Origin of the sequence: Parablautia muri (assembly GCF_009917485.1) — a bacterium.
Lineage (GTDB): Bacteria > Bacillota > Clostridia > Lachnospirales > Lachnospiraceae > Suilimivivens > Suilimivivens muri.
The window spans coordinates 1-10,382 of the sequence record NZ_QZDT01000081.1; the positions used below are offsets into that span (position 1 = coordinate 1).

At 42.8% G+C, this 10,382-nt stretch carries 11 protein-coding genes; all 11 read right to left on the reverse strand.

Annotation, left to right across the window (positions count from 1 at the left end; translation table 11 throughout):
• Nucleotides 1-1,100 precede the first annotated feature (1,100 nt).
• The 11 genes from D5281_RS22860 to D5281_RS22905 all read right to left on the reverse strand — a co-directional run bounded on the left by D5281_RS22860 (nucleotide 1,101) and on the right by D5281_RS22905 (nucleotide 10,283).
• Entirely contained in the window at nucleotides 1,101-1,439 is a 339-nt protein-coding gene (locus D5281_RS22860) for a winged helix-turn-helix domain-containing protein (protein WP_330585269.1), read from the reverse strand.
• 134 nt (nucleotides 1,440-1,573) lie between these two features.
• A complete protein-coding gene (locus D5281_RS22865; RefSeq protein ID WP_277935564.1) occupies nucleotides 1,574-2,488 on the reverse strand; it encodes a YdcF family protein in 915 nt (304 codons plus the stop codon).
• A 241-nt stretch (nucleotides 2,489-2,729) separates the two neighbouring features.
• A complete protein-coding gene (locus D5281_RS22870) occupies nucleotides 2,730-5,237 on the reverse strand; it encodes an ABC transporter permease (protein ID WP_160562237.1) in 2,508 nt (835 codons plus the stop codon).
• Nucleotides 5,234-5,923 (reverse strand): ABC transporter ATP-binding protein, encoded by a 690-nt coding sequence (locus D5281_RS22875; protein WP_160562238.1) that lies wholly within the window; start codon nucleotides 5,921-5,923, stop codon nucleotides 5,234-5,236. Before D5281_RS22875 ends, D5281_RS22870 begins: the two co-directional genes overlap by 4 nt.
• Nucleotides 5,924-6,027: 104 nt before the next feature.
• Nucleotides 6,028-7,017: a sensor histidine kinase gene (locus tag D5281_RS22880; protein WP_160562239.1), complete on the reverse strand. Its 990-nt coding sequence runs from the start codon at nucleotides 7,015-7,017 to the stop codon at nucleotides 6,028-6,030.
• Nucleotides 7,004-7,690, reverse strand: coding sequence for a response regulator transcription factor (locus D5281_RS22885; protein WP_160562240.1), 687 nt, complete (start codon nucleotides 7,688-7,690; stop codon nucleotides 7,004-7,006). The genes D5281_RS22880 and D5281_RS22885 overlap by 14 nt, the downstream gene beginning before the upstream one ends.
• Before the next feature lie 45 nt (nucleotides 7,691-7,735).
• Entirely contained in the window at nucleotides 7,736-7,924 is a 189-nt protein-coding gene (locus D5281_RS22890) for a hypothetical protein (RefSeq protein ID WP_004058712.1), read from the reverse strand.
• Nucleotides 7,925-8,159: 235 nt separating this feature from the next.
• Nucleotides 8,160-8,762 (reverse strand): hypothetical protein, encoded by a 603-nt coding sequence (locus tag D5281_RS22895; protein ID WP_277935565.1) that lies wholly within the window; start codon nucleotides 8,760-8,762, stop codon nucleotides 8,160-8,162.
• The gene (locus tag D5281_RS26200; protein WP_277935566.1) at nucleotides 8,695-8,958 is read right to left on the reverse strand and encodes a hypothetical protein; all 264 of its coding nucleotides are present in this window, start codon (nucleotides 8,956-8,958) and stop codon (nucleotides 8,695-8,697) included. The genes D5281_RS22895 and D5281_RS26200 overlap by 68 nt, the downstream gene beginning before the upstream one ends.
• Nucleotides 8,939-9,826: a ParM/StbA family protein gene (locus tag D5281_RS22900; protein ID WP_277935567.1), complete on the reverse strand. Its 888-nt coding sequence runs from the start codon at nucleotides 9,824-9,826 to the stop codon at nucleotides 8,939-8,941. Before D5281_RS22900 ends, D5281_RS26200 begins: the two co-directional genes overlap by 20 nt.
• Nucleotides 9,816-10,283, reverse strand: a complete 468-nt coding sequence (locus tag D5281_RS22905; protein WP_277935568.1) for a DUF4368 domain-containing protein — start codon at nucleotides 10,281-10,283, stop codon at nucleotides 9,816-9,818. The genes D5281_RS22900 and D5281_RS22905 overlap by 11 nt, the downstream gene beginning before the upstream one ends.
• Between the last annotated feature and the right edge of the window lie 99 nt (nucleotides 10,284-10,382).

A 10,382-nucleotide genomic window follows, 5' to 3' on the forward strand; every position in this document is an offset into this window, starting at 1 on the left:
TTCTCTTTCTCTATGCTGATGTCATTATATCGGTTAATTCTGTGACAATCAATCAGATTTATTTGAAGCCAGAATAAATGGGCAGCAACACTATTCAATACATCAGTTGGCTTTCTCATAGTGTCTCACACACCATCCTTTCATTTTTGTATTGAAGAAACAGACTGCTTCCCTTCGCCATGTGAGCGGCTTTCCCGCTTCCGTTTTTACGGCTGTCCCTGTTGATTCAGGGTTCTCGGACTACTATGGAAGCTGTGTTGCCCTGCCCGCTGGCTGCGGGTTTAGGCAATCCCCGGTAGCATATATCAAACATGAGCTTTCTGTGTTTTCGGTAAAGGGGTTTTCCCACGTGACGTTCGCCATTTCCCTCTATCTGGAGGCGCTGCATCCTGAATATCACACGCTTGTCCCTATACACATGACAAGCGCCAGAATGACATACGTTTCAGTTCCTTTCGTATGCAGACGCACGATAAGTCCCAGCTTTGGCTGTCAATCAAGCAGTTTAGCTTTCGTCCTCATACGCAGATTTTCATCCCCATATCGGCCAGGTTTCAGAAACTTATTGACTGACCTTTATCCGCCTCTTTCTGCGGCAACGACATGCTGCACTCCCCATCGGGTTTCCCCTTCCGGATAAGTCGTGGGATGACGGGGTATTTTTTTCACCTGCCTTTCTTCGATATTTTTCTTCCCGCCGCTTGCTCAAGGCGGCATTTGATATATGCCCTTACGGGCGCACGTAAAGCTCCGTCATACTGTTACTGATCGGTGTGCCTGTTGCGAATGTGATGCCCTTCCCTCCGGTCAGCTCAGAGAAAGATTGTCAAGTGTATTTGTAAACTTTATAGAGAAACTTTATAAAGAAAACAAGTATAACCAGACAATCTCAACCAATACCTTAATCAGATTCCAACGTAGCAGAAAACAGTCGATAATCACCTTGAGTTCAATAGCCCAAAAATAAGATGCACCATAATAAAGTTTCTACCTCACTACAGTACATCTTATTTTGCGTTGCTTTCCTAAAATTCAGCAGTTATTGATATCCCAAAATCTGTCTCTGACATTTCCTTTTATAGTTCGTGCATCTGTATTTACTATTTTACAGAACACTGCTTAAATTTTTGTTGAAGTGATAGCCAATAGCCCCATACGGTCTGTATGTAAAGCGGCTTGCTCGGATTGTCCTCTATTTTCTCCCTTATGTGGTGGATATGGCTCATGACAATATTGTAATCGCCGGAATACGGTTCCTGCCAGACAATATCATAAATCTGCTCTTTGCTGAATATCCTGCCGGGACTCTGCGCCAATAAATACAGTATTGCAAACTCTCTGTTGGTAAGTATAACCTCCGCTCCATGTATGACTACATTCTTCTCTGCTAAGTTCAGCTTCATTCCACCAAAATTAAGATTTTTTTCCACTTGAATCATATTACAGCCTTCGAAATGAGAGCTTTCACTTATAATATTCAATATCCTCTGGCAAATATCTTCTTCATATTCTGAAAAGTACAATACTACTACCTTACTTATAATGATCACCTTCCAAATACTAATTGAGAATTTCATACAATATTAACTAATAGTACAATACCGATCACAATGATTATTACAAAAGTATGTTTTTTCCATGATAAACATAAATACCCGATAAATTCACGAATAAAAGCATTTAATGTAAAATACCATTTTGTTTTTGCTCCAAATCCCACGCATCTTATTCCCTGCTGCTTTGCCAATATTAATGCCCTGAATACATGATAGGCAGTTGTAACGATAATAATTTGAGGCTTCTGTTTATTCATCAGTTCCCTTGAGAAACGTAGATTTTCCTGTGTTGATACAGATTTTTGCTCCATGATGATTTTTTCCGTATCCACGCCTTGACTGGCCGCATAAGCCGCCATCGCTTTACTTTCTGGAATATCCTCTCCAGAGCCTTGCCCGCCGGACATAATCAATACAGCATTTGGATTATAACGCAGCAATTCTATCCCCTTTTCAATCCTCGCTGCAAGCAATGGAGTGACCTTATCTCCAATAATCCCGGCTCCCAGCACAACAATATAATCTGCGTTTCTTTTCTTTTTCAGATGGAAAAGATTAAGCACCGCAGAAAGTGAATACATAGCCAGCAATGATAATACATATACTGCTGAAAAACTGATCATTTTATAAAGCGCTGTCCCTAATCTGTTCTTCCCTAAATTTCCAATCGCCGGCCAGACTGCTAGATAAATACACAGCAGAAGGGAAAACAACATTGACAACAAATTTGCCGGCTTTATCCCCTCGTGCCTGATAACCCTTATTCCTTCCACAAAAAACACAAGAATCAATACTGCCGGAAACGCCATAATACAGCCTACTGTCATAATAAGCATAATGATCAATATTCCAATCACTAAATCATGCACTGCCAGCCATTCTGCATATTCAGATAGGATAAAAAACAGTAAAACCGCCAGACACATCATCATGAATAAAAATGAGGCTCCACTCCGTAATGTCCTGGAGTCATGCAGCATAATTGCTGCAAATATACAAACTGAAACAAAAAATAAAAGAAACGCAAATTGCCACATAACAATCTTTCTCCTTTAGTGGCTCCCACTTTTATTAAATTATCATCTTGCAGACAAACATCAGATTGCCTGCAAGATGGTAAATATTTTCTCAAAACAGCAACAATTCCTGCTTTCGCTTAACAGGTATTTATTTTTAAGCCATATCATCTCTAAGCGCATCAATGATATTTTCTTTTCTGACCTTACTGGTAGCATACACCATCGTAATGAAAACGATACAAAATACGCCAAGTATACTGGCTGCCATGCTTTGCCACGGAAAATGATATGCAAATCCTTCAAGCTGTTCATTCGCTACCATTCCTTTGTAGATCAGCCACGAAAGAATACCTGCAATCGGCACTCCAAACAGGAGTGTACGCAGCCCATAAAAGAAACACTCGAAATTCATCATCCGGTTAAAACCACGTTCCGACATCCCAACTGAACGCAGCATGGCAAGTTCCCGCCTCCTGAACCGGATATTCGTTGAAATCGTATTAAATACATTTGCAACCGCAATCAGAGAAATCATAATGCCAAATGCGTAAGTAAATACATCCACAACAAAAGTGATGCTGCGGAACATGTCAACTGCGGAAGATAGATTGACCAGCGTATAATCACGGGTAATCCCTGAATCTGTAATCCCGGACTGAATCTGTGCCATTGTCTGTGCGGGTGCATCCGCCCAAAAAGCCAGCCCCGACTTGGAAGCTTCCTCCAATCCGTCAAAATCGGCATTCATTGACCAGGGAACCACCATAAAAAATAAATATTGCGGTGTAGAATCAAATGGAAGCATATCTAAAGGATAGTCACTCACAACAGTCGTACAGACCGTTTTCGTTTGTTCCCCTACAGAAGAATAAAGGGTAAACTCCATCTCCTGCCCCACGAAAAAAACTTCATGTTCTGAGGTATTCAAAATAACAGCAAGGACTTTTGCATCCTGTCCGCTATATTCTTCTTTGGGAAACCCAAGGCTTTCTATAAATTCATAATAAACAGCATCCTCGATAAACTGGGCATATACCGGCATTTCATCAGTCGTGTGAAACTGACCGCCCGCGAAATCATCAGGAAGACCTGCCACTGTGCCTGAATAAAGCAGATCGGCCTGCCATGTGCTTTTACGGACTCCATCCACATTTTTCAATCTGTCATGCAGCATGATCAGTTCATCCTGCGGAATTTCCTGTGCATAGAACGAAATATCGCCATCCGCCTCCACCGTCAGTTCCTTTGCAATTCCTTTCAGAGTACTGCCAAAAGCACTGCCTGTTACAAACAATACAACACTCAAAGTCAGGGACAGTATGACACTGCGGTAACGGCACTTATTCCTCCGGAAGTTTTTAAGGGCCAGCATCCCCTCCAAACCATAAACACGTTTAGATAATTTAGCAATATTAATATCCCTTGCCTCGGTTTTGATCTCACCTGTCTGGCGGATACACTCCATCACAGGGATAGCAGCAGCCTTTCTCGCCGGAATATACGCTGAGATCAAGATCGTAACCAGACTGACTGCTATGGCGGCGGCAAGCGCCGGTGCAGACACAGACAAATCAAGAGGCACATTGCTGGTGGAAATGGTAGCAAAGTTTTTTTCAACGACCGGCAGCGCCAGGGCAACGCCCCCAATACCACACGCCACGCCAAATGGGATGCCAAGCGCACCAATACAAATCCCTTCAAACAAAACCAAGCTTCTTAACTGTCTGGCAGTTGCCCCTACAGACATAAGGATGCCAAACTGATGAATGCGCTCATTCAGGGAAATATTGAACGAGTTGTAAATCAGGAAAACTGATCCAATCATAATAATTGCAATTAATACCCCTCCGACTGCAAACATAATGGCATTAAACAGGGTATTCTCCGACACGCCATAAAAACGCAGTACATCCTCATTCAAGACAAAAGGCAATGAACCTGCAAAACGCTTCATATATGCAGTTACTTTTTTCGGGCTGTCAAGAGTAATAAACAGGCTGTAACGCCCTGTCGTATTGGCTGCATCCGATCTTGTAATCACTGTATATCCCGGCGAATCATGTTCTTCAAATCCGGCTCTTTCATAAGTTCCTACGACCGTATACGTTTTCTCCCCTGCAATGTTCAGCATTTCGCCGGTGGTATATGGATCATGCTGCGTCCGTATGTTTCCATCCGCTTCACGGCTGCCAACCGGAAGGTTTAAAGTCTCTCCTACCGGAATCCGTACACCCGCTTTAACGGAAACATGATTGGGAATTATGATTTCCATATCATTTTGGGGAAGTCTGCCGGAAATAAGCGTAACCGGTAATTGATTGAACGCCTCATCTGTGAAGCCTGCAAGAAACAGGTAAGGTTTATCGGTGCTTTTTGCGCCGTCCAACAGGGCATAACCAATATTTTCAAAAGCCACTGCGTCCGTAACCTGAGAATCGCTTATCCGTTCCCGCACAAAGTCTGAATCCACATCTACAAAATCAATGTACCAACTGCCACATTTGGCAGCAGAGCCATTGATCAGATACTGCAAAAGCGATGTTCCAAAAGTGGCAACTGTGGTAAATAATGTAGCAGATAATGCCACACCGATAACTGTCACAAATGTACGGGTGCGGTTTTTCTTCAGTCCCTGCAGGGCAACCTTATGAAAAATATTCATGACTGTGCCACCTGCCTTTCATCCCTTACCACTTTTCCATCTGCAATACTGATAATACGGTCTGCCTGCAGAGCAATATTTTCATCATGCGTAACAATGATCAGCGATTGATGATATTTACGATGACTTTCTTTCAGAAGACGAATAATTTCCTGTCCATTACGGCTGTCCAGACTACCCGTAGGTTCGTCTGCCAGCATCACTGCCGGTGCATTCATCAGGGCACGCCCAATCGCAACACGCTGCTGCTGTCCGCCCGAAAGCTGATTGGGCAGATGTGTCTTTCTCTCCTGCAGCCCTAACAGCTCCAGCAGATCATTCAGCCGCTCTTTGTTGACTTTCCTTTTATCCATGAGAATAGGCAGCGTAATATTTTCTACCACATTAAGCGTGGGAATAAGATTATGAAACTGATAGATCAATCCCACCTGCCGTCTGCGGAATATGGCAAGCTTTTCACTGTTTTGGGCGTATACGTCCTGCCCGTCCAGGTAAATCTTTCCACTTGTGGGAACATCCACTCCCGCTATCGCATGAAGCAGTGTAGATTTTCCAGATCCGGAAGTGCCGGTGATAGCTGTAAAATCTCCCTTATTAATAGTCAGGGAAACATGGTCTAACGCAGTGACCGTATTTTCACCCTTACCGTAGACCTTACACAAATTTTCAACCTTCAAAAATTCCATTTTATGAGCCTCCTTTAGCTTGCTATACCCATATCATAGGATCTTGAACTTACTTTTCTGTGACATTTTAGTGACTGAACTGTCACATTCAGGTGAAAGATTCGTCACTTTAAAAAACGGACATAAAATACAGCTCCGCCCTGCGGATGATTTTTAGCGGTAACAGTCCCGCCCTGCCGCATGATAACAGTCCTGCAAAGGGCAAGTCCAATTCCATACCCCGTGGCATCTGCATCTTTCCCACGATAGAAACGCTCAAATAAATGCGGTATATCTTCCTTTTCAAATCCGGCTCCATCATCATGAAATGTAATTTGTGTAAACAGGGAATTGTCCTCACAGGCAATTTGAATCTTTCCGTTATCCCCCACACTCTCTATGCTGTTTTTAATCACATTTTGGAATGCTTCTGAAAGCCACTTGAAATCGCCTGAAATTTTTATTCCCTCCGGTATGTCAGTCTGTATCTGAATATTATGCAGTTCCATTGAAATTAAAAAAGGCCGGAGTGAAACCGATATTAGATTGCTTATATCTACCTGCTCCTTTTTGAAAATTACGATACCTGCATCCAGACGGGATAACTTTAACAGGGATGCAAGCAAAAAATCCATCTGCCCAAACAATTCCCCTGCTTCCCGAAGCAGTGTCCTCTGTTCCCTTTTATCCGTATTCTTTTCCAACAGCGACAGAATGATATTCACTGATGTAAGCGGAGTACGGAGTTGGTGGGAAATATCTGCCAGGGAATCTGACAGATGCTTTTTTTCACTTTTTAATGCCTCATTCTGCTCCCGGATACGCAAGGTCATCTTAACGATCTCGCTCTGTAAAATAGAGAGTTCACCTTCGTCCGCTTCACTGAAATACAGATGTTCAGCATTGTGAAGCACCATATCAATCTGCTCTGAAAGCTGTGCGATCCTGTTATAGCGTACCCTTGTAAATATATAAAATACAATTCCCAATACAGCCGCCGAAACAAGCTCCAATATCCCCGCCGCCGGGCAGAGTATAAATCCCACTATTGTAAAAATGAATGTTAGGGTAAGAAATAATTTGGCAACCTCTCTGACCTCTTTATTCCGAAACATCACTGCCTCCCAACCGGTATCCCGTTCCGTGAACGGTCAGTATAATCTGCGGTTTTGCCGGATTATCCTCAATCTTTTCCCGCAGTCGCTTAATATAGACTGTCAATGTATTATTATTGACAAATTCCCCTGCGGCATCCCACAGTTCATCCAGCAACCGCTCCCGTGTGATGATATTCCGGGGATTATTGACAAATACCAGCAGTAAACGATATTCCAACGCAGAAAGGAATACCTCTTTCCCATTCTTTTTCACAATACCACTGGCAACATCAACAGAAAGTCCGTTTCTATCAAAAACAGCAGGCGAACAGTCTGTTTTTCGCAAAGCAGCCCTAATCCTTGCAATTAGCTCCCGTGGACGGAAAGGCTTGGTTATATAGTCATCTGCCCCCATATTCAGCCCTGTCACGACACTTGCCTCATCACCGGATGCTGTCAGAAAAATAACCGGGATATTCTGTGTCTGTTTGATTTCTGTGCAGACAGCAAAACCAGTCCCATCAGGTAAAGAAATATCCACTAACGCCATGTCAAATCTGCCTTCTGCAAGCATACAGATTGCTTCTCCCTGTGTGGAAGCACGGCTGACTGCAAATCCCTCTGACTGAAGCAGAAGCATCAGATTTTTAGAAATTGCTTTATCATCTTCAACCAAAAATATCTTTTTCATCTTAACATCCCCCTTAAACCTAAATCATCATCAATAAACAAAACATTATTCATGTCTTTTCATCCTTTCTTCTCTTATGCGGGCATCTGCTGGTTTCTCTGCATCTTTTGGTATCATCCAAACCCTGCTAAACCTAATTGCTCCGGCTACCCTTTCCTCTAAACATAAGCGCTGTATTCTTCGCTCCGAAATTCCCCATTTTAATGATGCTTCTTTTACCGATATATATTCCATTTCTATCCCTCCATCAGCTTTTATACAATATTAGACGTTTAAACGTCTAATATCAAGTAGAAACCCAATTTTTCTAAAAAATTTATAATTTGTGACACACCCTCCGGGAATGTCGTGGGTAGAATAGTTATCATGGTCTTGTTTGAAATATATTAAATTTGTCAACTTTATTATCAAAGGTCATGATAATATAAAAATCATGATAACTATTATTGAATTCCTTGTTTATGCTTTACTACCTCGCCCCCTTATCCTTCTGCCTTGCCTGATGCACCCTGCCTGCTTCCCTTTCTTTTACTATCTGCTCTTTCTGTCGGAGTCTGTCCCTGACGCTCGTGGTATTCGCTACTTTTTCTCCGTAAATTTTCTCATACTCAGCGCGAGTCGCCTGATACGCAAGATTCTCTTTCTTTGCTGCATTAAATTCTTTATAGAAAGCCTGCACGGAGTCAAATTTATATTCCTTCACAATGGACGAAAGCCTCTTTTTCATATTTAAAATCTGTTTGTCGATACTGTCAATCTCCCGCTGTAATTCTTTCCGTCTGCCGCCCTTAAAGATACCCGTACATTCAGATAATTCCTTTTTCAGCTTATCACGCTTTTTCTCGCTCTCAAAAATTGCCTTGTTCTGGTCTTTGAGTTTACTGTCTATCTCTTTCAGTCGGGGATATTTGCTTGCAAGCATGGAAAGTTTTGGCTGCGGCGGTCTTTCTGTATCCAGCCGCTTTGCTTCACCAGGAACAGGTTTTTGCTCCGGTTTCATCTGCTCAATGACGGATTTTTTGACTGTCGCTGTATTTGGGGGGCTGTAGCTGTTCTGTTTTATTTTGTGCATCTGTTTTAGCCTTACGCTGCGGATTTACAGGAAATGGTATCTTCTTCCTTTCCGGCTGAACTACTGGCTCATCTTTTGCGTGGGTATGAATTTCTATTTCTTTCATCGTTTCCTTTTGTGCATCAGTAACTTTGCCAGTAACTTTTTCCGCTATATCCATCACTCTCTGCATAACTTTAGCAATCAGCTTCTCCAACAGAGCAACCGCCGCCCATGACATACAGTTTCATGAGATTTGGATTATAGCCGTGCGCTTTCAGTTCCGCAAATATCTTATCCACATAGGGTTTTGCCGCTTCTTCCATGAGCTGCTGGTATTCCTCGCCTACTTTTGTGTCGCCGTAACGCAGATAGTTTTCTATAATCTCCGCCGGAACCTCCTCCGCCTTTCTGTCCAGAATAAGGTTACGGATCGCCATAAAACATTCATTTGCCCCCAGCTTTACCGTCCAAGATTTGCTTTCGCTTGCCTTTCCGTTGTTAAGTATCATTACATTCATTGTCCCGTTGCCGATATCCGCTATCATGTGCATACCCTTAAAATCCGGCAGATTTTCCGCTATCGCCGCATAACATTTAGGCATGACCGTACAGTCCACGATATCAACCGCATAATGCTTTCCTGCATACTTATAATCCACTTGGCGGTTTTGCAGCATATATTCACGGAATGAATCCCGCTGCGCCTGCACCCATTTCAAAGGAAGCCCCACTGCAAGGTGGATTTTAGCAGTTGACAGTTCCCTCGCTTTCAGCTCCTTTGCAATGGCGGCAAGGGTAAGGATATAATTATCATCATCCATGCTCTTTTCCGCCACAAAATCCTTGTATCCCTCGCCTATGGTGTAATAACCGCCGTCATATTCCAGAAAATTTCTCGTAAAAATAGGCGGCTGGTCACTCCTGCTCACGGAAGTCGGGAAACAGCACCTTGCCGTCTTATAGTTCCCATATCCTGCATCCACGCCTAAAATGATTGTCCCGTTCATGTTGTAATCCCTGATCTTTGTCATATCAAAATCCTCACTTTCATGGTTGTTATTTTTTATCAAATTATCTACCATAGTTTGTTTTTACTTCCTCTTTGGTCGGAAGGCTGCCCTCTATAAAAACCTTGTTTTTCCCTGCCACCATAGTCGCAACCTGCTCCGTGCTGTCCGTATGCAGGAGTACGTCTGTTGATATCTCCGCTTCCGTTATCTGCTTCTTCCTGTCTGCTTCTTTTGCGCTTTCAATTACACGGCGAATTTCCGGTCTGTGCTTTTCCCGGTAGGCTTTCTGGTATTCCCTCCTGTACTGGCGGCGTTTCCGTTTCTTTTCTTCCACTTCCATTTCTTCCTCGGACAGCTCCAGCGCCGGAAGCTCCACCCTGCCGATATAATTCAGGAAAATCTCAATCTCCTGCACACGGTCTCCGTCTGTTTTTTCTATTTTGTGTACCATAACCCTGTCCACAAATTCATTGACAATGGTAGGCGTAAGTTCCTGAATGATGTGGTATAAAAAAAGTTGACACCACATTCTCAAGGATTTGAGATATAATCAAGAGAATAAGGAGTGAACAAAATGGCAGAAAACAGACAATATGACCACGAATACAAAGTACAGGCAGTGAAGCTC

What these genes read in the sequence shown, in the direction of transcription:
- D5281_RS22860 (WP_330585269.1), bottom strand. Translation starts at nt 1,439, where the DNA reads ATGATTCAAGTGGAAAAAAATCTTAATTTTGGTGGAATGAAGCTGAAC.
- D5281_RS22865 (WP_277935564.1), bottom strand. Translation starts at nt 2,488, where the DNA reads ATGATGATGTGTCTGGCGGTTTTACTGTTTTTTATCCTATCTGAATAT.
- D5281_RS22870 (WP_160562237.1), bottom strand. Translation starts at nt 5,237, where the DNA reads ATGAATATTTTTCATAAGGTTGCCCTGCAGGGACTGAAGAAAAACCGC.
- D5281_RS22875 (WP_160562238.1), bottom strand. Translation starts at nt 5,923, where the DNA reads ATGGAATTTTTGAAGGTTGAAAATTTGTGTAAGGTCTACGGTAAGGGT.
- D5281_RS22880 (WP_160562239.1), bottom strand. Translation starts at nt 7,017, where the DNA reads ATGTTTCGGAATAAAGAGGTCAGAGAGGTTGCCAAATTATTTCTTACC.
- D5281_RS22885 (WP_160562240.1), bottom strand. Translation starts at nt 7,690, where the DNA reads ATGAAAAAGATATTTTTGGTTGAAGATGATAAAGCAATTTCTAAAAAT.
- D5281_RS22890 (WP_004058712.1), bottom strand. Translation starts at nt 7,924, where the DNA reads ATGGAATATATATCGGTAAAAGAAGCATCATTAAAATGGGGAATTTCG.
- D5281_RS22895 (WP_277935565.1), bottom strand. Translation starts at nt 8,762, where the DNA reads ATGCACAAAATAAAACAGAACAGCTACAGCCCCCCAAATACAGCGACA.
- D5281_RS22900 (WP_277935567.1), bottom strand. Translation starts at nt 9,826, where the DNA reads ATGGTAGATAATTTGATAAAAAATAACAACCATGAAAGTGAGGATTTT.
- D5281_RS22905 (WP_277935568.1), bottom strand. Translation starts at nt 10,283, where the DNA reads ATGTGGTGTCAACTTTTTTTATACCACATCATTCAGGAACTTACGCCT.